The organism is Ruegeria sp. AA3 (assembly GCF_056542905.1).
Window position 1 is genome coordinate 301,875 of sequence record NZ_JBQGAQ010000001.1, and the last position, 22,197, is coordinate 324,071.

General features: G+C 54.2%; 22 protein-coding genes. 7 read left to right on the forward strand and 15 right to left on the reverse strand.

Annotation, left to right across the window (positions count from 1 at the left end):
- Positions 1–36 precede the first annotated feature (36 nt).
- The 3 genes from ACR0JR_RS01460 to ACR0JR_RS01470 all read right to left on the reverse strand — a co-directional run bounded on the left by ACR0JR_RS01460 (position 37) and on the right by ACR0JR_RS01470 (position 3,793).
- Positions 37–1,722 (reverse strand): sulfatase-like hydrolase/transferase, encoded by a 1,686-nt coding sequence (locus tag ACR0JR_RS01460; RefSeq protein WP_480454764.1) that lies wholly within the window; start codon positions 1,720–1,722, stop codon positions 37–39.
- A gap of 81 nt (positions 1,723–1,803) precedes the next feature.
- Positions 1,804–3,444: a sulfatase-like hydrolase/transferase gene (locus ACR0JR_RS01465; protein WP_480454766.1), complete on the reverse strand. Its 1,641-nt coding sequence runs from the start codon at positions 3,442–3,444 to the stop codon at positions 1,804–1,806.
- Position 3,445: 1 nt separating this feature from the next.
- Complete coding sequence (locus tag ACR0JR_RS01470) at positions 3,446–3,793, reverse strand: hypothetical protein (protein WP_480454767.1); 348 nt, start codon at positions 3,791–3,793, stop codon at positions 3,446–3,448.
- A gap of 57 nt (positions 3,794–3,850) precedes the next feature.
- Between ACR0JR_RS01470 and ACR0JR_RS01475 the strand changes: the two genes are divergently transcribed.
- Positions 3,851–5,176: a tetratricopeptide repeat protein gene (locus ACR0JR_RS01475; protein WP_170779304.1), complete on the forward strand. Its 1,326-nt coding sequence runs from the start codon at positions 3,851–3,853 to the stop codon at positions 5,174–5,176.
- A gap of 24 nt (positions 5,177–5,200) precedes the next feature.
- Here the strand turns inward: ACR0JR_RS01475 and ACR0JR_RS01480 are convergent, their stop codons facing one another.
- The 8 genes from ACR0JR_RS01480 to guaA form a co-directional block, all read right to left on the reverse strand.
- Positions 5,201–5,815 carry a TetR/AcrR family transcriptional regulator gene (locus ACR0JR_RS01480; RefSeq protein ID WP_010439657.1) on the reverse strand — a complete coding sequence of 205 codons (615 nt, stop codon included), beginning with the start codon at positions 5,813–5,815 and terminating at the stop codon, positions 5,201–5,203.
- Positions 5,816–5,898: 83 nt separating this feature from the next.
- The gene (ppk2, locus tag ACR0JR_RS01485; protein ID WP_480454768.1) at positions 5,899–6,768 is read right to left on the reverse strand and encodes a polyphosphate kinase 2; all 870 of its coding nucleotides are present in this window, start codon (positions 6,766–6,768) and stop codon (positions 5,899–5,901) included.
- A 49-nt stretch (positions 6,769–6,817) separates the two neighbouring features.
- Positions 6,818–7,771 (reverse strand): alpha/beta fold hydrolase, encoded by a 954-nt coding sequence (locus ACR0JR_RS01490; protein WP_010439663.1) that lies wholly within the window; start codon positions 7,769–7,771, stop codon positions 6,818–6,820.
- Positions 7,761–8,678: a homoserine O-acetyltransferase MetA gene (gene metA / locus ACR0JR_RS01495; protein ID WP_480454769.1), complete on the reverse strand. Its 918-nt coding sequence runs from the start codon at positions 8,676–8,678 to the stop codon at positions 7,761–7,763. The genes ACR0JR_RS01490 and metA overlap by 11 nt, the downstream gene beginning before the upstream one ends.
- Before the next feature lie 38 nt (positions 8,679–8,716).
- Positions 8,717–9,589 (reverse strand): ATPase, encoded by an 873-nt coding sequence (locus ACR0JR_RS01500; RefSeq protein WP_480455174.1) that lies wholly within the window; start codon positions 9,587–9,589, stop codon positions 8,717–8,719.
- 150 nt (positions 9,590–9,739) lie between these two features.
- Positions 9,740–10,966, reverse strand: a complete 1,227-nt coding sequence (locus tag ACR0JR_RS01505) for an outer membrane protein transport protein (RefSeq protein WP_170539326.1) — start codon at positions 10,964–10,966, stop codon at positions 9,740–9,742.
- 117 nt (positions 10,967–11,083) lie between these two features.
- A complete protein-coding gene (locus tag ACR0JR_RS01510; RefSeq protein ID WP_480454770.1) occupies positions 11,084–11,989 on the reverse strand; it encodes a DMT family transporter in 906 nt (301 codons plus the stop codon).
- A 109-nt stretch (positions 11,990–12,098) separates the two neighbouring features.
- Complete coding sequence (guaA, locus tag ACR0JR_RS01515) at positions 12,099–13,658, reverse strand: glutamine-hydrolyzing GMP synthase (RefSeq protein ID WP_480454771.1); 1,560 nt, start codon at positions 13,656–13,658, stop codon at positions 12,099–12,101.
- Positions 13,659–13,728: 70 nt separating this feature from the next.
- Here guaA and ACR0JR_RS01520 point away from each other — a divergent pair, with 70 nt between their 5' ends.
- Entirely contained in the window at positions 13,729–14,169 is a 441-nt protein-coding gene (locus ACR0JR_RS01520; protein ID WP_480454772.1) for a GNAT family N-acetyltransferase, read from the forward strand.
- 135 nt (positions 14,170–14,304) lie between these two features.
- Positions 14,305–15,849 carry a trimethylamine methyltransferase family protein gene (locus ACR0JR_RS01525; RefSeq protein WP_480454773.1) on the forward strand — a complete coding sequence of 515 codons (1,545 nt, stop codon included), beginning with the start codon at positions 14,305–14,307 and terminating at the stop codon, positions 15,847–15,849.
- Here the strand turns inward: ACR0JR_RS01525 and ACR0JR_RS01530 are convergent, their stop codons facing one another.
- Complete coding sequence (locus ACR0JR_RS01530; protein WP_480454774.1) at positions 15,850–16,137, reverse strand: DUF6477 family protein; 288 nt, start codon at positions 16,135–16,137, stop codon at positions 15,850–15,852.
- Between the two features lie 252 nt (positions 16,138–16,389).
- Between ACR0JR_RS01530 and ACR0JR_RS01535 the strand changes: the two genes are divergently transcribed.
- Together ACR0JR_RS01535 and ACR0JR_RS01540 are read left to right on the forward strand one after the other, a co-directional pair.
- A complete protein-coding gene (locus tag ACR0JR_RS01535; RefSeq protein ID WP_480454775.1) occupies positions 16,390–17,487 on the forward strand; it encodes a DUF6456 domain-containing protein in 1,098 nt (365 codons plus the stop codon).
- A gap of 52 nt (positions 17,488–17,539) precedes the next feature.
- Positions 17,540–18,463, forward strand: a complete 924-nt coding sequence (locus ACR0JR_RS01540; protein ID WP_480454776.1) for a hydrogen peroxide-inducible genes activator — start codon at positions 17,540–17,542, stop codon at positions 18,461–18,463.
- Positions 18,464–18,514: 51 nt separating this feature from the next.
- Here ACR0JR_RS01540 and ACR0JR_RS01545 read toward each other — a convergent pair whose 3' ends face one another.
- Positions 18,515–19,063, reverse strand: a complete 549-nt coding sequence (locus ACR0JR_RS01545) for a redoxin family protein (RefSeq protein ID WP_480454777.1) — start codon at positions 19,061–19,063, stop codon at positions 18,515–18,517.
- 264 nt (positions 19,064–19,327) lie between these two features.
- Between ACR0JR_RS01545 and lipA the strand changes: the two genes are divergently transcribed.
- Positions 19,328–20,278, forward strand: a complete 951-nt coding sequence (lipA, locus tag ACR0JR_RS01550; RefSeq protein WP_170778830.1) for a lipoyl synthase — start codon at positions 19,328–19,330, stop codon at positions 20,276–20,278.
- Positions 20,275–21,420: an amidohydrolase gene (locus ACR0JR_RS01555; RefSeq protein WP_480454778.1), complete on the forward strand. Its 1,146-nt coding sequence runs from the start codon at positions 20,275–20,277 to the stop codon at positions 21,418–21,420. The genes lipA and ACR0JR_RS01555 overlap by 4 nt, the downstream gene beginning before the upstream one ends.
- On the opposite strand, the gene ACR0JR_RS01560 is transcribed toward ACR0JR_RS01555, so the two are convergent.
- Together ACR0JR_RS01560 and hpt are read right to left on the reverse strand one after the other, a co-directional pair.
- Positions 21,410–21,583 (reverse strand): hypothetical protein, encoded by a 174-nt coding sequence (locus tag ACR0JR_RS01560; protein ID WP_480454779.1) that lies wholly within the window; start codon positions 21,581–21,583, stop codon positions 21,410–21,412. The genes ACR0JR_RS01555 and ACR0JR_RS01560 overlap by 11 nt on opposite strands.
- Positions 21,583–22,131, reverse strand: a complete 549-nt coding sequence (gene hpt, locus ACR0JR_RS01565) for a hypoxanthine phosphoribosyltransferase (protein ID WP_010439696.1) — start codon at positions 22,129–22,131, stop codon at positions 21,583–21,585. Before hpt ends, ACR0JR_RS01560 begins: the two co-directional genes overlap by 1 nt.
- Between the last annotated feature and the right edge of the window lie 66 nt (positions 22,132–22,197).

A 22,197-nucleotide genomic window follows, 5' to 3' on the forward strand; every position in this document is an offset into this window, starting at 1 on the left:
CTAAAGTCTTGAGCGCGTGATTTCCGTTGCACGATGTTATTGCTGCGGGGATTGGCGTTTGATCAGGAAAGCCTCGACCGCTTGCTGGGTTTCGGGGCGTATGTTCTCGATCCCCTCATAGGGCACGCCATAGGCTGGCGTGGTGTCGGGGAATTTCTCTTTGCGGGCCATATGTCGGCCAAGGATGCGTGCGAATTCCTGCCCTCCCCAGGCGCCAACTTCGGTTGAGACTGAATATTCCTCGCGCGTGTCCCGGTAGAGATCAAAGAACTTTGCCAGAATAGCGCTTTCGCCAGGTCCCGGCAGTTTCAGCTTAAGCTGGTCTTTCACGATCGCCTCGGGTTTGTTTACCGAATAGACGATGACATGATCGCGGCGGGCCTTGGATTCGTCGGCAAACAACAGGGCAGCAGATTGGTCCACGCCATCTACCAGACGATCCCGCGGAATATACTGATCTGCCCCGGCAAAGCGCGACAACGTGGTATAGAGGTCCGAGACATGGATGATGCTGTTGAGCAACCCGTCAGCCTCGATCATGCCGGGCCAGCGGATAAAGGCGTCAACGCGAATACCGCCCTCGGTCGTGTCACCTTTGCCGCCTGCATAGATCAATGGCGTGAACCCGGATTGCGGCGCGTATTTTGTGAAGTGGCCGTTGTCTCCCATCACCACAACCACGGTGTTTTCCGTCAAGCCCAGTTCTTCGATGCGCGTAAACAAATCGCCCAGCCACTGATCCAGCAACTGCATCTTGTCCACATACAGACCGCCATTCACGCTCTCTGGTCCTGATCGCCCGGCCCGGGTGTTGTCCAGCGGGATCATCGGCCAGTATTGCAGGAAAAACGGGTCTTCCCCACCTGCGAGGCGATCCAGTTCTTCCATCGTCTTGTCTTGAAATGCCTGGTTCATCTCATCGTATTTAGCAGCGTTCCAGCGCTCTCCGGTTTCCATACGAATTTCGCGGATAGGCCCGCCGGTTTCCCCTTCGATGACCGTCATCATCGCGGCCGAGTCTGGCCGGAACCAGCCGTCCAGCGTGTATTTGTCGTCATAGTCCTGGATTGCGACCGAGACCTGTTCTTTGATCGCATCATCATTGAAGATCGTCAGCTGGCCCTGTTGGTGGATGGCGTGCTGGGCATAATCAAATCCCTGATTCATTGCCCAACTTTCGGCGATATCACCCATGTGCCATTTGCCGACATGGCTGGTCGCGTAACCCGCCTGTTTTAGAATCTCGGCCAGGGTGACCTCGTTTTCCGGCAAGCCGAACCCGGCAATGTCCACCGTGGTATCGCCCATACCCATGCGTACGGGCAACCGCCCGGTCATCTGCGCCACGCGGGTCGGCGTGCACGAAGGTTCAGTATACATGCGCACCATTCGCATGGCCTGATCCGAAAAGTCGTTGATATTCGGCGTCTCATAACCTCGCACCGCGTTGAGTTCGGGTATGCCCATGTCGCCGAAGCCCATATCGTCGATCAGAACGCTGATTATGTTCGGGGGCTGCCCATTGTTACGGCCACGAAAAGCGGTCAGAGCATCATCAACAGCGGTATCATCCTGCGCCCATTGTTCTGCGTGTTGTGCTTGCAGAATGTAAAACTCGGCATCGTGTTGGATTGGATTGTCTTGTGCCGACGCGGCCTGCGCTGCAAGGCTGACAAACAAAGCCAATACCCCTGAAATCTTCATCCCATATCCCCCGGTCATCTGCTTGGTGGAAGGCAAACGCTTCTGCAGTTGCCTTCACATTTAAACATTATCATATGTAAACAAGATTTTCTGTAGATTTCAATTCTGCCAGCCCATGAACACATCGCGCGTCAGTTCGGATTCAGGGCGCAGGTTGTCGATACCCTCATAAGGGATGCCTCGCCCGATCTCGGAATGCGGATGTTTGGCGATCATTTTTTGATGGCGTTTGATCATGTCCTGAAACGAAGCTCCGGCCCACAGCGAGTACCCAACCAACGGGTGCAGTTCACGTGGATCGCGATAGATGTTGAAGGTCGGGGCCGCCGCACCGGGTTGGCCGGGCGCGGGCAGGTGCATCTTGAACTCCTGTTTGACAACTGAGCGCAGAACAGGGCCTTCGTAGACATACACATAGTCGCGTCGACCATGACCTTCACCATTCAGCAACAGCGCCGTCTGATCGATCCCGTCGATGATGCGGTCACGTGGGATATGATCAGTCGCACCTGCAATCCGCGCCATGGTGGTGTAGATATCCGACACGTGAAAGATATCACCGGCTGCGCTGTCCGCTTCGATCACGCCGGGCCAGCGTATGAAAGCGTCCGTGCGTACGCCGCCTTCTAGATGTTGGGTCTTACCACCGCGATAGATCAGCTGATTAAGGCCCGAGGTCCCCTCGTAGTGGTACATCAGCCCATTGTCAGCCATCAGTACCACAATCGTATTGTCGGCTTCTCCGGTCTCTTCAAGCTTGGTCAGAAGATCACCGATCCACCCATCCAATAACTGCAGTTTATCAGCGTGGAAGCCACCATTGCGAGAGAGGGCCTTATCCGCATAGACGAAATTAAGGGGGTAGAGAGGCCAATATTGCAGAAAAAACGGTTCTTCTTCGGCTGCAGCACGTTCTAGCTGCTCAAGGGCCTGACGTTGATATCGCTCGTTCATCTCTTCGTACTTGGCCTGGGTCCAGATCTCCCCCGGTGACATGTCCACCTCACGGGCAGTGCCGCCTGCTTCGGCCTCGACACCGGTCACCAACCCGTATGGCTTGAAACGTTCGTCCAGAAGAAACTGATTGTTTTGCCCTTCGGGCACATATCCAAGCATGGCGTTCGCACGCATCGCCTCGGGGGTCATAAGGCTTAGTTGAACCTGTTGATGCAGGGGAAACGCTGCCCAGTCGAAGCCCTGATTGTGCGGGTAGGCCTGTTCGATATCGCCTTGATGCCATTTGCCGACATGTACGGTGTTGTAGCCAACTTCCTTCAATATCTCGGGCAGGGTTACTTCACTGGCAGGCAGGCCTTCGCCTACCAGCGCAACTTTGACTTCTGATACCCCGGCGCGGACAGGGTGGCGACCTGTAAGCATGGCAGTCCGCGTCGGTGTGCAGGATGGCTCGGTATACATGCGCATCAACGATAGGCCTTCGGTGGCGAACTGGTTGATACTAGGTGTCTCGATGCCCATAACGTAGTTCATCTTGCGGTCACCCATTTGACCAAAACTGATGTCATCGATCAGAATGTACAGAAAATTGGGTGGACTGCCGCCGTTGGCCTCGCGAATTTCGGCTAACTTTGCGTCGATCTCGGCATCCTGTGCGTCCCACGCATCGCCGAATTGAGCGCGCAGATAATTGAACTCGCCGTCGTGAATGATCGGAGACTGCTGGGCAAATGCCGCTCCGGTGGTCAGAATTAACGAAGACAGGATGGGTATTAGTTTCATTTTAATCTCCGGGTTTGCCAAAATTCTGAGGCATGTTTTGTGCTTCAACTATTCTGGTTTCGATACTGCAACGCAGATCGGCGAGGGTTTCGGCCAAATCGGCCAGGAACCGAGATTGCTGAGGCGTGTTTGAGTGCTGCAAAAGAGCGATTTCAGTAAAGATCTCTTGGTAATCCAGACATATCCGGTCAAATTCACTGTCCTCGATGCGTAAACTTTGCAGAAGGTTAGCGTGTTCAGGGAACTGATCCTCAATGAAATCACTATCGGCCATCGGCAGCACTTTCGAAGCTGGTTGCTCGGTCAGCATGCGCTCCGCAGGAATTTTCTTGAACGTAATAAGCCGCATGCTACGGTAGCAACATGGCCACAAGTCCTTATTGTGAAAGGATAGTTCTTGACCGGCATGGGGGATGGGAAGCAAGACGACAATAAGCGTAACTTCTCTGCTGATGATGTACGTGCTGCGCTTGAGCGTGTTTTAGACTCGGCAGGATTTAAGGGATCGGCCCGAATGCGATCTTTCCTGACCTATGTCGTCGACGAAGCTCTTGCCGGGCGCACCGATGAAATTCGCGCAAAAACGATTGCGATGGATGTTTATGGCTACGGCGCAGACGAGCTGACAAAACGAGAAGGTGTTGTGCGGGTAGATGCTGGCCGGATGCGACGAAAGTTGAAGGCCTATTACGGTGGAGCGGGAGCGTCTGATCCGATCATGATATCGCTGCCCGTTGGTCGTTATGCACCAGAGTTCAGACCGGGTACGCGCCAGTACCGAAAGTTAACAAATCTGTGGCGTATAAGTGTGATGTCGGCGATGGCTATCACCCTTGTTGCGCTGGGTGGCGTCGGAGGCACCGTCCTTACAAAGCAATGGCCATCGAGCGATGTAAAAGCCGAGCAGTCCGCGATCTATGACGTGTCTCCGGCGCGGGTCGAGGCGATGAATCTGTGTAGTGCCGGACAGGATGTGATGTTTCCGGTTGTTAACTTGCCGCGCCTGAAACCCGCGTTATTGATCTTTAAAACCGCGATTGAGCGTGATCCGCTATATTTCTGCGGGTACGCGGGGGCCGCTCAGGTCGAAACCATGCTTGCCATTCTTCAGTCTACCGATCCTGCAGCCACTGATATGCTTGCTGTGGCAGACGAAAACAGTGCTCATGCGCTGGAAATCGAGCCGGATGCGGCATGGGCACTTTCATCGCGCGCCTGGTTGGAATTCGGGTTGGGGAACTACGACAAGGCTACGGCGTTGTCCCGCAGGGCGGTCGATCTTGCACCAACAGATCCACATATAGCTGAATTTGATGCGCTAATCTCGCTCTACACAATGAACTTTACGTATATCATTTCGCAATCAGAGCGATATGAAAAACTGGCAGAAAGCAGCGGTGCGCTTGTGTTCGGGAATGTGCTCGGGTCAGCTCAATTTCATTCTGGTGATTTTACGGCCGCGATTCGAAGCTACGAAGATACTATCGCGCGTGGTGGCCCCTTCGGCCCGATTTCCGCGGCATATCTGATGGCGGCGCGCTGGAACAACGGAGAGCAGACTGAGGCGCGTCGGCTCGCAAGTGTTTACCAAAAGACCTGGCCCGATTTTCCACTGGAAACCTTAAAACGGCGGGTTTTCCAACAGCCACAACCGGTCGACGCACTTGTCGAAGCGATGAAAGCCGCTGGTGTAGTTATGGAGCGGGACAATGCGCCCCTGACAGCAGATTGACATGCTCTGGAATTGGCAATCCTGTTATTCGTCCTGCGCGACTAGCCCCAAACCGCGTAGGTAGATACCGATCCCGCTTTCCAAAAGGTCTTCAGGAGGGAAGGGAGAGCTTGCACCGGTATTGCGCGCATAAAGTTCAACGACACCGTGACTCATCGCCCAAATGTGAGCACTGAACATCGAAGCAGGGGGTCTTTTCTCTGGCGGTATGTGTTGAGACAAATCGCCAGCAGCTTTTTCCAGCACATTTTTTGCGCGATTGGCGGCGAGGGCCAACTCGGGCGTTCGGTTCAGAGATATGCCGCTTTCGAACATCGCGATGTAGTGGCCTGGGTGCTTGCGCGCAAAGGCTAGATAGGCGCGCCCAGTGGCTTCAAATGCTGCCAGTGCCGACGGTTGCCCCTTATCATAGGCAAATTGCATCAGGTCAGCGAACATCTCAAAGCCCTGTCGCGCGGCCTCAGCAATCAGATCTTCGCGCCCTTCATAATGTCGATAGACCGCTGCGGGCGTCACCCCAGCCGTCTTGGCGGCCTCGGACAGTGTAAATCCGGTCGGACCTTTTTGTTCAATCAGAGACAGGGCAGCCTCGATCAGGGCCTGCTTCAGATTTCCATGGTGATATCCGCGCTTTGTCATCCCGTCCTCAAGTGCTTATACGGGTATATATGCACAGGTCATGACCTAATCCAGCGCAGTTCGTGTATTGCCCCATAGCAAGTTCAGGCATCCCAGATTTCCGGTCCACCACTGATCGTTTTGTCTGGCTCGCCAACCACGTCGGCATCTTTGCCATCATAATCCAACCCGCTGAGCACTGTGCGAATGGCGGCCAGGCGAGCGCGTTTTTTGTCATCGGACCGTATGATCGTCCAGGGGCAATCTTCGGAATGGCTGCGGGTCAGCGTTTCGGAAATTGATTGGCTGTATTCGTCCCACTTGTGCAGGCCAGCTATGTCGATTGGGCTGAGTTTCCACTGCTTCAAAGGGTCGGTCTCGCGGGCTAGAAAGCGGTTCAGTTGTTCTGAGCGACCTACATTCAGCCAGAACTTGAACATGTGGATCCCGTCATTCTTGAACCCCATTTCCAGAGGCAGAACCTGTCTGAAGAACCGCTCACGCTCATCTGTTGTGCAAAAACCAAAGACGTTTTCAACGACGCCCCGGTTATACCAGCTGCGATCAAAGAACACGATTTCTCCGGCAGAGGGCAGATGTGAAATATAGCGTTGAAAATACCACTGGCTGCGTTCAGCATCTGATGGTTTGCTAAGTGCAACATTGCGCGCGCCCCGTGGATTAAGGTTTTCGCGGAACCTTTTGATTGTCCCACCTTTCCCGGCTGCGTCACGCCCTTCGAACAGTATTGCGACACGCTGATCGGTGTTCTTGACCCACCGCTGCATCTTGACCAGTTCGATCTGCAAACCCTGCATCTGCTCGTCATAATCCTTGCCCTTCATCTTTTTCGGGTAAGGGTAGGTCGGGTTCAGAATTTCTCCTTTTTTGGCCTGCTCAATGACCGATTGAACAGTCTTGGGCGCGTCATTGCGAAAATAGCTCTCGATAGCGCCATGTTCTGATTTGGTCATGTGCGGCCTCGCCATAAAATCCATAACTTACTATGGATTACGGATGGGGTTAACGCAAACCCGCACGTGCGGCGGCACGGTCGATTGCGGCTGCGACCTCTGGGGCGGCAACTACCTGAGGCATGTGACCGATACCGTTCAGTTCGACCAACTCCGCACTTGGTATTTGCTCTATCAGGCGCTCAGAATGCCAATCCAGCCCAACGGTCGTATCGGCGGTGCCGTGGACTATTTCAGTTGGAACCGTAATCTCGTTATAGCGAGGTTGAAGTTCGGTGATTTCGTCCAGCAGATTTGCTCGCTGTTTGGCATTAGCATGCATCGATGCGCGGCGCATGGTCAGACCGGGGCCGAAATGTTCCGCATAACCTTCGGGGGCTACTTGCGGCGCAAAAACCTGATCCAGTGCTTTCGAAACAAACCAGTCAGGAACGAAGGCGCTGACCAACGGCAGGCCAAGTGCGTTGCCGATGGTTGTTGCGCCCATTGTGTTGAATGCGTCCAATGGCGTCTCCCAGGGGATAGCTGCAGGAGCGATCAATACGAGGGCGGCGATATTGTCAGGCCGTGTAACCGCCCAGGCAAGTGCGACTGACCCGCCATAGCTTTGCCCAGCAACAACGGGTTTTTCAGCACCAAGTTCTGAGGCAGCTTTCTGTAGGATTTCTGCTTGTTCAACAATGGTTTCTCCGTCTGGGTTAAAGCTTTCAGAATAACCCAGTCCGGGGCGATCGAATACGATGACCCGATAGCTTTCTGCTAAGATCGGTGCCAACGCAAATGTCATGTCGCGCGTATTCCCGCTGGAACCGTGGATCAGCACGACATCTGGACCTTCGCCCATGACGACGGCATGTACAGAGATACCATCGACATCCAGGATCTGACCTTCAGCAGGAAACGAAGCTTCGGCACTGCTTTCGCGTTGCGTACCACGCCAGGCAGTGACTATGGCAACGGCTGCTAGCGCAATGCCAATTGTTATCAAGAGTTTACTGGCCAATTTTTTCCAAATCAAAGGGGGTTGTCTGATAGATGGAATTGATCCAGTTGCCATAAAGCAGATGTGCGTGACTGCGCCAGCGGTTCTGCGGATGCTGGCTTGGATCATCGTCTGGATAGTAATTTATTGGGACATTGATCGGTGTACCGTTGGCAACGTCCCGGTCATATTCCTGCTTAAGAGTGTCGCTGTCATACTCGAAATGATTGAAGATATAGAGCGCCCGATGTGCTGGATCTTCGATCAGGCAGGGGCCCACATCATCGCTGCCAAGCAGTGTGATCAGATCAGGTACCGCGTCAATTTCATACTGCCGCATCTCGGTCCAGCGGCTTACAGGGATCACGCAATCGTCAGAAAAACCACGTAAAAATGGCGATGCTGGCGCAAGATTTCGATGCCGGAAACACCCGAAGGCCTTTGCATTCAGCATATGTTTTTTGACATCGTGAAAATGGTTGATCATGGCCATGCCACCCCAACAGACGCCGAAGGTGGAATGCACATTGGTTTGCGTCCACTCGAACACTTCACGGATTTCGTCCCAATAGGTGACATCAGCGAAATCAAGGTGCTCGATTGGGGCACCCGTAATGATCAACCCATCAAATTTCTGGTCCTTTACCTCCTGAAAAGGATGGTAGAATTCGGCCATATGCTCGGCAGCGGTGTTTTTGGTCTGATGCTCGGTCATACGAATCAGCGAAAGTTCGATCTGCAAAGGTGTCGCCCCGATCAGACGCGCAAACTGGTTTTCGGTCTGAATTTTCTTGGGCATCAGATTCAACAGGCCGATCCGCAAGGGGCGAATATCCTGCCGTGCGGCCTGATCTTCGGCCATGACCATGACGCCCTCATTGGTCAGGACGTCAAAGGCGGGCAGGTCGGAAGGAATTTTGATCGGCATTTGGTCACGCTGTTGAAACTGCGAAAGAAGTCTGGAACTTAGGCGGGGTTGGCGCGGGTCTCAAGGGTGCGTTCGATCAACTCATCGAAATCACTGCTGTCGCGGACCTTGGCGATATCGTCGGCGGCGATTGTGACGCCCCAGTTTCGTGCCATCGCTTCATATCTCGGTTGTCGGTGCGCCAGGGCTTGCGCATAGGTCCAACGTATGAACGCGTCCGGATCGACCGCGGAACCTTGGCAGTCGTTAAGGGCAAGGTATTCATCCCAGACCCGCTGCAGGAACTCGGCTTGGTAAGACATGGGCTTCGGGGCCTTGTCGAAGCGTTTTACCAATTCCTCAGTATGGGCCTCGTCGCCCTTGATCCAGATCATCAGCGTCTGGCGCGACAGTTCGGACAGGACCTGGTCGTTCGGATCTTCGGGTTCGACCCACTCGCAGATAGAGCCACCGGTATCGCAGATAAAATGCGGATAGCTGTACAGGCGCTCGGCTCGGTCGATAAAATACTTGGTATCCAACAGGGCGTGAATCTCTGCCAGTCGGAACTGTTCCTGGCGAAGCCGGTATTCCGAGATTTCAAGTCCACCAAGCGCGGGATTGCCGGGTTTGCCCAGATAGGCGGAGACGGGGGTCAGGTTTTCGAACGTGATGTTCGATCCGATATAGATCGAATCCGATAGCAGAAGCTCGCGCAGAAAAGGCACTCTCATCGCTTCGGCCTTGGCGTTGTCGGCGATGTATTCGCCCATGTAGCGTGTCCCGATCCGGTAATCGATCGAGTAGTGGAACCAATCACCTGCATCCCGAAGAGTGTTCGAGACATAGGATTTCCCCAACCCGGACATACCGAAGAACAGTACTTTCTTTCGCGCAGCGTCGCGCCAGTCCTTTGCCGAGTTGTAGATCATGCGCCACCATCCCTTGTTTTGCATTAGCTAAATCGGGCTGATCGCGGCGTCAATTGTGCTGCTGTGTTCCGTATTAAAAAGAAGACGTGTAAATGGAAAAGCCCCACCATACCAAGGCGGGGCTTTCCGATGTGTTTGCTGCCGCTGGGATCAATCCAGGGCGTAAGTCACCTGAATACCAACGCTCCATGCACTGTTGCCGGTGAAAGTGGCGCGGTTGTCGGGACCGGTGCCGTTTGCCGTGGCATCACCGATGTCGGTATAGCGCACACCGCCGGAGATTTTAGCTTTCTCAAGCGAATAGGTGCCACCCAGACCGATGCTCCAGAAACCATCTGTCGGTCCGAGGTTGGAAACCGAATTCCCTTGCGAACTTTCGTAACCGAGAGTTACGGCACCCGAGAATTCGTCGGTGAACTGGTAGCCCAAACCAAGCGAGTAGGTCCAAGTTGCTTCTTCATAGTCGACGAGGTTTATACCTGTCAGGCCGGTATAAACGGGCGGTGCGTAAACGGTTTGTGGCCAGTCAACCCAGCGCACCGAGCCGAACAGCAATGTTTTAGGCGCGACACCTGTCTGGAAGTCCAGATTGACGGATTGAGGTGTTATGACTTCGGTCGATGAGTCAGCGCTTACACGACCTACAGTTGGGATGCCCGGTGGAAAGATGAATCCATTTATTACGTCGTTCGATTCAGTCTGTGAAAGATCGTGAGTAATCTTCGAGTTGTAAGTCAGAGCTACGCGCGCGGCGATATCCGGACGCTCCCAAGCGACGCCAACAACATATCCAAAGTCAATCTCTGCGTCTGTTTCAACACGGTATGCACCAGCTGTGGGCGTGGCACCTGCGCCAGCGATTGGTACTGAAACGCTTGCTTTCAGGCGCTGTGCCCTCACGCCACCAATTACGCTAAAACCATTGTCCAATTTGTAACGCAGCAGCGCTGTAATCGCGTCTGTATCAGCCTCGGCGCGAAGAACGTCGGTGGTGGTGCCGGGAAGACCCGCAAGCGCCAATACGTTCTGGGATAGCGGATAATCCGCCGAATAATCGATATCTGCACCGAAGGGCTGATCATAGACCAAGGCGAAGTCGAGTTTCTCTGTTAACGAAGTCTTGTAGGCCAGATGTGGCGTGAAGAAGCTGTTCGAGACATTGCCAGAGTCGACTTGTTGACCAAATGTAGGGCTGCCTGGAATCTGGTCTTCCATTGAGCCACTGACATCAGGCTTGGTATAGCCCAGTCGAAACTGAACGGCAGATCCTTCTTCAAACAGAATGTTAACGCCCTGACCGCTACGATCTAGGCCACCTGCCTGCACACTGGTTGCCCCGATGCACAACGCGCATGCGTGAAACAACGATCGTTTCATATACTTCTCCCTACACTGTCCTGCGGCCTGTAATGCTCATCCCATCAAACGCACCCGGCCTTGTTACCGGCTTTTACTGTCTTAAACTTTAAATTTTGGTCAATTGGTGACGGAACGTTACTCGGTTTGCGCACGCTGCACGGGTGTTGCGGATTTGTTACGATTTTCTGACCAGACGTTCAGGAAAATCCCCGCAAAGATGACTGCCGCACCCAGGAGCGTCCACTGGTCCAGCGGTTCATGATAAAGGATCATGCCCACTATCGCGATGGTCGGAAGGCGTGCAAAATCAAAGGGTACTACGATTGTTGCCGGAGCAATCGCGAGAGCATTGGTGATACAATAATGCGCAAATAGACCAGCCACGCCGACCAGCAGAAGAAACGGCGCTGTATTTACGCTAGGTAATGAGATCTGTCCGTCATAGGCCGATGCGATGAATCCAAGGCCCGCCTGAATCAGAGTCAGCCAAAACATGATGCAACCGATGCTCGCGAACCGAGTAAGGGTTTTCGTCGATATCGTCGTCAGAGCGAAGAACAAAGCGGACAATGCTGCGGCAATCACTCCTGGGCTGATCGAGGCCGCGCCAGGACGTGCCACAATGAGTATTCCGGCAAATCCGATTAGTGCTGAGGTCAACCGAAGCGCAGTCAACCTTTCTTTCAACAGCAATGGTGAGAGGAGTATCACCCAGATCGGTTGGGTAAACTCCAGCGCGAAGACCTGCGCAAGAGGAATGACCGTCACCGCATAGAACCAGAGGTTTTGCCCCGTAAAATGCAGTACATTTCGAACGCCATGCAAATCTAATCGCCGTGTCGAGACTTGATGCCATTTGCGCGATATAGTCAGAAAAAAAGCGACTATGCAGATCCCGACGAGGCTGCGATAGAACATGATCTCAAAAGTATCATGAGTTACGCTAAGTTCGCGTCCGGCAATTGCCATCGATGAAAACGAGGCGATTGCTCCGGTCATCCAGAGCGCGGCCTTGCCGATCTGCATTGAGTTGCTGCTCATGAAACTTGGTTTACGTCCCGACGTATGACAGGCCGACTTAATGGTGTTTCACGAGGCAACGCAACGAATAATAGCCGTGTCAGAATTTTTGTGCTTTGCGTGTGAGCGTTTATTCCCACTCGATGGTACCGGGCGGTTTCGAAGTGATGTCGTACGTGCATCGGTTGATGCCTTTGACTTCGTTGATGATGCGTGTTGCCGTTTCACCTAGGAACTCGTGACTGAACGGATAGTAATCAGCGGTCATGCCGTCGACCGATGTCACCGCGCGCAGTGCGCAGGCATAATCATATGTCCGTCCATCACCCATCACGCCGACTGTTCGCACCGGAAGAATGGCGACAAAGGCCTGCCAGATCTCGTCGTATAGCCCATGTTTGCGGATTTGATCGATATAGATAGCGTCGGCTTCGCGCAGAATGTCGAGCTTTTCGCGAGTGATTTCTCCAGGGCAACGGATTGCAAGGCCGGGGCCGGGGAAGGGGTGGCGACCGATGAAACTGTCGGGCAGACCCAACTCGCGACCCAAGGCGCGAACTTCATCCTTGAACAGTTCTCGCAGGGGTTCGACAAGCTTCAGGCCCATTTTCTCGGGCAACCCGCCCACATTGTGGTGCGATTTAATGGTGACCGAGGGACCACCAGAGAACGAAACGGATTCAATCACATCGGGATACAGGGTGCCTTGTGCCAGAAACTCGGCACCATCAATGGTGTCAGCGTGTTTCTGAAAAACATCGATGAACAGTTTGCCGATGATTTTCCGTTTGGTTTCAGGATCGCTTTGCCCGTCCAGCTCGCCCAGAAACAACTCGCTCTCGTCAGCATGAATCAGCTGGATATTGTAATTGTCGCGGAACATTCCGACGACCTCGGTCGCTTCGTTCTTGCGCAGCAGGCCATGGTCAACGAAGACACAAGTCAACTGATCACCGATTGCCTCGTGGATCAGGATTGCCGCGACCGAACTGTCGACGCCACCTGAGAGACCGCAAATGACTTTTTTGTCCCCGACCTGCTCGCGGATTTTCTCGATCATTTGCTCGCGATACGCGCCCATGGTCCAGTCGCCCGAGAATCCTGCCAGTTTGACGAAATTCTCATATAGTTTGGCCCCCTTGGGAGTGTGGTGCACTTCCGGGTGGAATTGCACGGCATAGAAATGACGCGACGGGTCTGCCGTTATGGCATAGGGCGCGTTGGGTGAGGTGCCAAAGACTTCAAAGCCCGGCGCGATTTCACTGACGTGGTCACCGTGGCTCATCCAGACCTGCTCATCACCCTCTGCGAACCAGCCATCAAGAATGTCCAACTGGTTCTGAGGCGTCACGAAAGCACGCCCGAATTCGGCGGTGCCGTGACCGCTTTCGACCTGGCCGCCCAGTTGCTGCATCATCACCTGCTGGCCATAGCAGATGCCTAGGATTGGCACGCCATAGTCAAAAATTTCCTGTGGCGCACGGGGCGATCCCTCTCGTGTAACGCTGTCCGGACCGCCCGAGAAAATGACAGCTTTGGGGGCCATCTGTCGGACAAAGTCCATCGTGACGTTCTGATAAGGATGAATTTCGCAATAGACATTCAGTTCGCGCAGGCGACGGGCGATTAGCTGCGTCACCTGGCTGCCGAAGTCGATGATCAGAAGGCGGTCGTGGGATGCTTGGGTCATGACTGGCTATTAGGTCGCAAGCCTTGCTTGTGCAAGCGCAATGACGTCAATTGGTGGCGGAGGCACTCAGATGACTGACCTAATTCTCAGAACTGCGGAACCAGGCGACGTAAATGCGATAGAAACTTGTATTACAAGCGCCTACGCCGATGCGATCAGAAAAATTGCCGATATCCCGGATGTGGCAAGCGGAATCGAGGGCGATATTGCGAACCGAAATGTCCTTGTCGCAGAAGAAGGTGGGCAACTTTTGGGTGTCATTATTTATGGTCTGAAGTCTGGCGTGATGATGGTCTTCAATCTTGCCGTTGTGCCGCAAGCTCAGGGGCGGGGACTCGCAAGAAAATTGCTTGCTGCTGCTGAAGCCGATGCGCTGACGGCGGGGTTGTCTATGCTTTGCCTAAGAACGCATCGACTTATGGGAGCAACCCGCGCCATGTATACACATCTTGGCTGGCAAGAAGTCGAGGTGACCGGGAACTCGGTCATGATGCGGAAGAGCGTGACGTGACGTGCAAATGTGTCTGAAATAGCGATGCTGCCAGTTCATGTCGCTTTTACCTCTATTGCGCCGTAAACTACCTCTGGCATCGTGGTTCGTTGATGTAACACACTTGTCGAACCAACCAATAAACGGGATTTTCTCATGACAGAGGCAAGCACCCGGCGCAGAGCACGAGGTGGCGGTGGCGCCGCCCGCCGGGCCGAGCGCACGGCGGTAAAGATCGAAACCGCAAAATATATCGAACGTAACATTCCCAATTTCGAAGTCCTCAATGAAGAAGCGCTTGAGATCATCGAAACCAACGCGGAAACTGTGTTGGCCGAGATCGGTGTCAATTTTGTTGACAATCCGGCGGCATTGGTACGTTGGCGCGAGGCTGGTGCCGATGTCGATGGTGAACGCGTGCGTCTGCCGCGCGGACTGGCGCGTGAATTGATCAAATCCGCACCCAGCGAATTTACTCAACATGCGCGCAACCCTGAGAAATCAGTCGTCATTGGCGGTCGGAATCTTGTTCTGGCCCCGGTATATGGCCCTCCGTTCGTGCGTGATGCGCAAGGCGGCCGTCGCTATGCGACCATGGACGATTTTAACAAGTTCGTGAAATTGGCCTATATGTCCAAATGGCTGCACCACTCGGGCGGCACCGTGTGTGAGCCGACGGATATTCCGGTGAACAAGCGTCACCTGGACATGTTGATGGCCCACATGACCTTGTCGGACAAACCGTTCATGGGCTCGGTCACCGATCCTTCGCGAGCGCAGGATTCGGTCGAAATGTGCGAAATTCTGTTCGGCAAAGAGTTCGTGCAGAACAACACGGTTATGACCTCGCTAACCAACATCAATTCGCCGATGACATTTGACGATGTGATGATGGGTTCGCTTGAGATTTACGCTGCTAACAACCAAGCCTGCATTATCTCGCCCTTCATCGTCGGTGGCGCAATGGCACCGGTATCGGTCGCTGGTACGCTGACGCAGGTACTTGCAGAAGTTATGGCCGGGGTCGCATATAGCCAAATCATCCGTCCGGGGGCTCCGGCGATTTTTGGGGCTTTTGTTTCATCGATCGACATGAACTCGGGCGCGCCGACTTTTGGTACTCCTGAAGCATCTCACGTGACCTATGGTGCGGGTCAGCTAGCGCGTCGCTTGGGGCTGCCGTTCCGGTCTGCAGGTTCTTTCTGCGGCTCGAAGCTGCCCGATGCGCAGGCGGCATACGAGACCGCAAATTCACTGAATATGGGTCTAATGTCAGGCGTGAACTTCATGTTGCACTCATGTGGCTGGCTTGAGGGCGGTCTGGTTGCCGACTTCGAGAAGTTCGTCATGGATGCCGATCAGTTGGGTGTTCTCCACGGTCTGGCCAAAGGCGTCGCATATGACGAAAATGCTCAGGCCATGGATGCGATCCGCGAAGTTGGTCCGGGCGGGCACTACCTTGGGTGCGCCCATACGCAGGCAAACTTCAAGGAAGCGTTTTGGAAAACCGATTTGCTGGACTACAAGCCGTTCGAAACCTGGGAAGAAGAAGGCGCGCGTGACACACGGACGCTGGCATCGGCACGGGTTGAACATCTTTTGGCCAATTATCAGCAGCCACAACTTGATCCTGAGATTAATGCGGCACTGGACGCATACGTTGCCGAAAAGAAAGCATCCATGCCGGATGCCTTCACCTAATCACTGAAATTGCGCGGCGCGACTGGTTTGATACAGTTGCGCCTCGCCATTCAATGCGATCAGCAAATCCAGATGACGCACCAAAGAATAGGCCGCGTCTTCTTCTATCCGCTGTGCATTCACTTCGCGTTCCAGCTCTAGCAGGCACATCAACGCAGCGCCTGTTCCCGGAATCGATCCGTAACCCAGAAGACGTTGCAGATGACGATCGCGATTATAGTCCTGCGCCCCGATTTTGGTAGCACGGGCCAGCAGTCGCGGGCGGCGGAGTGAAGTAATCAAGGTCATCAGGTCCTGCACGGCAGCATCCTTTTCGTTCAGTTTCGCTGTCTGAAATGTGACACAACCTGAGCGGGTGTTGCTTTGTTGTGGTTCGCCCCGAACTATGGTTTCACCACTGTTTATCTTTTTGAATCAATTCTGCTCTGAGCCGTCTGTGATTAACGAACGAGTAACGAAAGCACCTCTAGTTATATTTGGTTAACTAAGAATCCGACGGCTAAAACTGTCAGTTTGTTTTGTCGACAAGGGCGAAGAAATATGGAAAACAGCGCGGCTTTCACCGTTCCGGCATGGGTTCCCGAAGGAGCACAACGATATCTTGACCATACAGAATCTGGGCGGTCGATACGGGATATCGCGCGGTCGGCTGGATGCCATGCCTCGACCATATTGCGACAGATCCGCAGGGTCGAGATGCGTCGCGATGATCCTCTGGTGGACGCCGCGCTACAATCACTGGCCCAATCGCATTTTTCACCCACGGAATTCAAAAAACCTGCGTTTGCAGTCGTAATATCTGGAGAGAACCGACCAGAAACTCAAAACGCAGAGTTTGAACGAGAGGCGTTGCGTGTTCTGAGACGTTTGTGTGAATCCGGTGCTGTGCTTGCAGTGGCCGAAGACCTGGATAAGGCCGTAGTGGTTCGGGACAACGGTGAAGGTGGGACAACCAAAACAGCAGTTGTGGATTGCCGAACAGCGCAGGCGCTGGCGTTAAATGACTGGATATCGTGCGATAATCCCGGTCGGATTTCACGATATCGTATTTCAAGTGCAGGACGCTCGGCATTGAGTCACTTGATTGCCGAAGTGGAAAACCGGGCGCGCACTCAGAATGAATTTGGCATGGCCGAATCTCAGACTTCATTCACGCCCGCAAACTCGGGTACATGTACCTCAAATCAACCCAAGGTTCGTTATAACACGGTCGAAAGCCCCCTGATCGCATTGGCGCGGCGACGGGACAAGAGCGGTAAACCGTTCCTTGATGAGACATTGATCGGCGCGGGTGAGCGTTTGCGTGAGGATTTTGAACTTGCACAGATAGGCCCTCAGATCACGCAGAACTGGGATCGCTTTCTGACCTGTGGAGGGCGTGGAGATTTCGTTTCAGATGCCCATATTGGGCAAGGCCATTCCAGTGCCAAGGACCGTGTGACAAAGGCGCTTTCAGATTTAGGGCCGGGTTTGAGCGACGTTGCCTTGCGTTGTTGCTGCTACCTTGAAGGGTTGGAGTTGGCGGAAAAGCGCATGGGCTGGTCGGCGCGATCGGGCAAGATCGTTCTGCGTATCGCTTTGCAGCGGCTAAAGCGACACTATCAGGATCAGGCCGAGCAAGACCGCATGATCGGCTGATGACCTATTAGGCTGGTCTTGAGTAACGGGCTGCAAATGATAGTCAGTGACTATGAATTTTACCATTCGACAATTGCAGTATTTCCGGGCTGTCGCGGAACAACGAAACTTTGGTCGTGGTGCGCAGGTCTGCAATGTATCGCAGCCTGCGCTGTCAGTTCAGATCAAGGCGCTGGAAGACGCGATGGGCGGGCCACTGTTTGAACGGCAGGCGCGGGATATTTTGCTGACCCCACTTGGGCGAGATGTTCTGGAATACACACAGGATGTACTGAATGCGGCAACGCGTTTGGATCAATTCGCGCGTGATCATTCTGGTGGGCATCGTTCCCTATCGATTGGAATAATTCCGACCGTTGCCCCGTACCTTCTGCCGGGGGTGCTGGCTGGGTTGCGCGCGTCAGATGTCTCGTTAAAAGTGCAAATACGCGAGGCCCGGACTGAGCGACTTCTTTCAATGCTGCGCTCAGGTGAAATTGATGCGGCTATTCTGGCGCTTCCGCTGGGCAGCGAAGCCTTCCACGAAGAACCATTATTCGAAGACCGCTTTTTGCTTGCAGGAAGTCAAGCCCGGCTGGACCGGTTGACAATCAGCCCCGACGCGTTGCGGCCGGTGGACCTTAAGACGGCTCAGTTGATGCTGCTTGAAGACGGGCATTGCTTGACTGATCAGGCGCTTGAAGTTTGCGGGCAGGATCGCACCAGCGGTCAGATAAATATGGGTGCGTCATCGCTTGCGACATTGTCTCGGTTGGTCGCGGAAGGCTTCGGTATGACCTTGATGCCAGAACTCGCAGCACAGGCCGAGACAGATGCAGTGCCTGGCCTGCGGTTGCTTCGGTTTGGCGCCCCGCAACCAGCCAGAACCATCGGTTTGGTGCGTCGCGTGTCTACTGGTGCGGAGGAGTGGTTCAATCGGTTGGCACAGGTGATCCGTGAGGTTGGGGAAGACGTGGTCTCGGGAACCCGTACCTGACAAAAAAGGCTCGCCGATATGGCGAGCCTGTTAGCGGTTTAACTGATCGGATTATGCCAGCGCTGGTTCGCGTGCCTCGTCCAGATGTTTCATCAGATTCTCTGGCGACGACACGTCATAAGGGTCTTCGGGGCAGTTATCCATCAGGCCGGGCTCTTCAAACCATGCCTCAACCACACCGTCATTGACGATGGCCGCATAGCGCCACGAGCGCATACCAAAGCCCAGATTGTCCTTATCGACCAACATACCCATCTTGCGGGTGAATTCTCCGGATCCGTCAGGAATGACTTTGACATTTTCCAGACCCTGATCCGCAGCCCATTTGTTCATGACAAAGCTGTCGTTGACGGACATGCAGTAGATTGCGTCGACGCCTTTGGCTGCGAAATCAGCATGACCTTTTTCAAAACCGGGCAACTGATAGGTCGAGCAGGTCGGGGTGAACGCACCCGGCAGCGAGAACAGGATGACGCGCTTGCCTGCAAAATAATCTGCGGTTGTCTTGTCTTCCCAGCGGAAGGGATTGGGGCCTTCGATTGCCTCGTCGCGGACGCGGGTGTGGAAAGTTACGTCAGGCAGTTTTGCACCGGTTTTCATCATCAAACTCCTGTGATTCACATGTGATTAACGTGAGGGTTAGAACGATTCCAGAGCGGCTTCAACATTAGATATGCTGCACTTGCGATATATCTTATTCGCAGGCCATTTGACTGAAAACAGGTAATAATATGTAGCTGATTTGAGACTTTTGCTGCAGTCGCGAATGCGGTCTGCATAGCGGCTATGCGCCGCTGGTGTAACCAACAAAGTCAGTTTATGTTAAGCACCAAGCAAATTGACCCGAAGTCAGGAAATCCAGCCGTGCGTGATCTGAAAATACCCGAACAAAGACACCCCGAAAAAGCGCATCGGCCAGATAATGCAGCGCCGCGCAAACCTGCGTGGATTCGTGTCAAAGCGCCAGGTGGCAAAGGGTATGCTGAAACGCACAAGATCATGCGTGACAACAATCTGGTCACCGTCTGCGAAGAGGCCGGATGCCCGAACGTGGGCGAATGCTGGAGCCAGGGCCACGCCACCATGATGATCATGGGTGAGATTTGTACGCGTGGTTGTACCTTCTGCAATATTGCGACGGGTAAGCCGGATACGCTGGATGCGTTCGAGCCAGGGCGCGTGGCGCACGCGGTGCAAAAGCTGGGCTTGAATCATGTTGTTATCACGTCGGTTGACCGGGATGACCTGCTGGATGGCGGCGCAGATCACTTTGCTCAGACCATCCGCGCGGTGCGACACCGGTCACCCAAGACAACGATCGAGATTCTAACGCCGGATTTCCTGAAATGTGATCCTTCGGTTCTAGAGGTCGTCGTCGAAGCCAAGCCGGATGTGTTCAACCACAACCTCGAAACAGTACCAGGGCTATACCCTGAAGTTCGTCCCGGTGCGCGTTATTTCCATTCATTGCGCTTGCTGCAGCGGGTGAAAGAGATGGATCCGTCGATTTTCACCAAATCCGGCATCATGGTCGGGCTGGGTGAGGACGAGCAACAGGTCCGTCAGGTCATGGATGACATGCGCGCAGCAGATATCGATTTTCTGACAATTGGCCAGTATCTGCAGCCAACGCCCAAGCACCATGGCATTGATCGTTTTGTCACACCCGAAGAATTCGCGGCCTATGAAAAGGCTGCTTTTGGCAAGGGCTTCCTGATGGTTTCGGCAACCCCATTGACCCGGTCGTCATACCATGCGGGTGATGATTTTGCTCGCTTGCGTGAGGCCCGGCAAAAGAAGTTGAATCAGGTGTGAAACCCGAGCTTCAATCCTGGCTCACTGAAAAACGCCATGAGCTGCATCAGGTCCCGGAGATTTCGGGCGAGGAGCGCGGAACCGCCGCAAGTATTTCCAATCTTCTGCTGGCTTGCGGCCCCGATGCGGTTTTGACCGGAATCGGTGGTCATGGCGTTGCGGCAGTCTATGAAAGCGGCCAGCCGGGGCCAACGATAGGTATCCGATGCGAATTGGATGGTTTGCCGATCCAGGAAATATCTAGCGCGCGATACGCGTCGCAACATCCGGGCAAGGGGCATCTGTGTGGGCATGATGGTCACATGGCAATGGTTTTGGGTGTGGCCTTCGTTCTTGGTGATAAGCGCCCAGCAAAAGGGTGTGTCGTTCTGATTTTTCAACCTGCTGAGGAAACTGGGCAGGGTGCTATAGCCTTTCGCGCCGACCCCAAGTTCGCCAATATTGCACCGGATTACGTATATTCTCTGCACAATCTTCCGGGTTTGGAATTGGGGGCGGTCGAGCTGTGCTCCGGTCCAGCCAATTGCGCCTCCCGCGGGATGCGGATCGTGCTGACAGGCAAAACTTCGCATGCAGCCGCACCGCAAGACGGGCTTTCACCGGCTGGAGCCTTGGCTGAGCTTATACCTGCATTAGCCGCATTGGGACACGGAGGGGTGCTGGATGCAGATTACGCTCTGACCACTGTAACCCATGCGCGACTGGGTGAGACCACGTTCGGGGTCGCACCTGGCATGGCCGAGCTTTGGGTTACTCTGCGGACGGTATCAGATACGCGAATGACCGGTTTGATCCGCGAGGCGGAGCGGCTTGTGAGCACAAGCGCTCAAGCGCATGGGCTGGGTGTCGAAATCAGCTATGACGATGTGTTTGAGGCTTGTGTAAATACGGATGAAGCCGTGCAAATTCTGTCAGAGGCTTGCCAAACACGCGATATACCCTGCAAACTGGTGCCGACGCCACAGCGGTTCTCGGAAGATTTCGGGCAGTTCGGCAAAGGCGCGAAAACTGCGATGTTCTGGCTTGGAGCAGGCCGGGATCATCCGCAACTGCACAACCCCGACTATGATTTCCCGGATGCTCTGATCCCGATCGGGACCGACATATTTCTTGCAGCGATCGAACAAACGCTCAAGGCTTGAGCTTTCTGGGCTGGCTTTCTGCCCATTCGGGCCACCAGCCCATATATTCAACGCCGGCAACCAAAAGACAGACAAGGATTGCGCCGAACACCAGTTTCACCCGCCCTTCCGAGGGCGGATTTCGCCCCCATTGCGACATGCGAAGGAAGTGGCGCAAATTCATCAATCCTGATCTTCGACAAATCGAACCTTGCCAATAAACGGCAAATTGCGATTTCGTTGCGCATAGTCGATCCCATAGCCCACGACAAATTCATCAGGGATTTCGAACCCGATCCAATCCGAGCGGAAATCGACCTCGCGCCGGCTGGGTTTGTCCAGAAGGGCGATGGATTTCAACCGGTGTGGTTTACGGGTGCGGAGCAGCTTGGAGACGTGGTTCAGGGTATGGCCGGTGTCCACGATATCCTCGACCACCAGCACATCACGCCCTTCAATTGCGCCGCGTAAGTCTTTGAGAATGCGAACTTCCCGGCTGCTTTCCATCGAATCTCCGTAGGACGATGCCTCAAGAAAATCGACCTCGATGGGCAGGTCTAGCTCACGCACCAGGTCAGCGATAAAGACGAAACTACCCCGCAGCAGGCCGACAACGACCAGTTTATCGGTGCCGCCGAACTCAGCCGTGATTTCGCGGCAAAGCTCTTCGATCCGGGCGGCAATTGCCTTGGCCGAGATCATCTCATCTATCACATATGCGCGTTGGCTCATCGCTGCCCCCTTGATCTTTGGCGCGCAACATACGAAATCACGCGCCATTGTCACCAGTTAATCCCG

What these genes read in the sequence shown, in the direction of transcription:
- ACR0JR_RS01460 (WP_480454764.1), bottom strand. Translation starts at nt 1,722, where the DNA reads ATGACCGGGGGATATGGGATGAAGATTTCAGGGGTATTGGCTTTGTTT.
- ACR0JR_RS01465 (WP_480454766.1), bottom strand. Translation starts at nt 3,444, where the DNA reads ATGAAACTAATACCCATCCTGTCTTCGTTAATTCTGACCACCGGAGCG.
- ACR0JR_RS01470 (WP_480454767.1), bottom strand. Translation starts at nt 3,793, where the DNA reads ATGCGGCTTATTACGTTCAAGAAAATTCCTGCGGAGCGCATGCTGACC.
- ACR0JR_RS01475 (WP_170779304.1), top strand. Translation starts at nt 3,851, where the DNA reads ATGGGGGATGGGAAGCAAGACGACAATAAGCGTAACTTCTCTGCTGAT.
- ACR0JR_RS01480 (WP_010439657.1), bottom strand. Translation starts at nt 5,815, where the DNA reads ATGACAAAGCGCGGATATCACCATGGAAATCTGAAGCAGGCCCTGATC.
- ppk2 (WP_480454768.1), bottom strand. Translation starts at nt 6,768, where the DNA reads ATGACCAAATCAGAACATGGCGCTATCGAGAGCTATTTTCGCAATGAC.
- metA (WP_480454769.1), bottom strand. Translation starts at nt 8,678, where the DNA reads ATGCCGATCAAAATTCCTTCCGACCTGCCCGCCTTTGACGTCCTGACC.
- ACR0JR_RS01500 (WP_480455174.1), bottom strand. Translation starts at nt 9,589, where the DNA reads ATGATCTACAACTCGGCAAAGGACTGGCGCGACGCTGCGCGAAAGAAA.
- ACR0JR_RS01505 (WP_170539326.1), bottom strand. Translation starts at nt 10,966, where the DNA reads ATGAAACGATCGTTGTTTCACGCATGCGCGTTGTGCATCGGGGCAACC.
- ACR0JR_RS01510 (WP_480454770.1), bottom strand. Translation starts at nt 11,989, where the DNA reads ATGAGCAGCAACTCAATGCAGATCGGCAAGGCCGCGCTCTGGATGACC.
- guaA (WP_480454771.1), bottom strand. Translation starts at nt 13,658, where the DNA reads ATGACCCAAGCATCCCACGACCGCCTTCTGATCATCGACTTCGGCAGC.
- ACR0JR_RS01520 (WP_480454772.1), top strand. Translation starts at nt 13,729, where the DNA reads ATGACTGACCTAATTCTCAGAACTGCGGAACCAGGCGACGTAAATGCG.
- ACR0JR_RS01525 (WP_480454773.1), top strand. Translation starts at nt 14,305, where the DNA reads ATGACAGAGGCAAGCACCCGGCGCAGAGCACGAGGTGGCGGTGGCGCC.
- ACR0JR_RS01530 (WP_480454774.1), bottom strand. Translation starts at nt 16,137, where the DNA reads ATGACCTTGATTACTTCACTCCGCCGCCCGCGACTGCTGGCCCGTGCT.
- ACR0JR_RS01535 (WP_480454775.1), top strand. Translation starts at nt 16,390, where the DNA reads ATGGAAAACAGCGCGGCTTTCACCGTTCCGGCATGGGTTCCCGAAGGA.
- ACR0JR_RS01540 (WP_480454776.1), top strand. Translation starts at nt 17,540, where the DNA reads ATGAATTTTACCATTCGACAATTGCAGTATTTCCGGGCTGTCGCGGAA.
- ACR0JR_RS01545 (WP_480454777.1), bottom strand. Translation starts at nt 19,063, where the DNA reads ATGAAAACCGGTGCAAAACTGCCTGACGTAACTTTCCACACCCGCGTC.
- ACR0JR_RS01560 (WP_480454779.1), bottom strand. Translation starts at nt 21,583, where the DNA reads ATGAATTTGCGCCACTTCCTTCGCATGTCGCAATGGGGGCGAAATCCG.
- hpt (WP_010439696.1), bottom strand. Translation starts at nt 22,131, where the DNA reads ATGAGCCAACGCGCATATGTGATAGATGAGATGATCTCGGCCAAGGCA.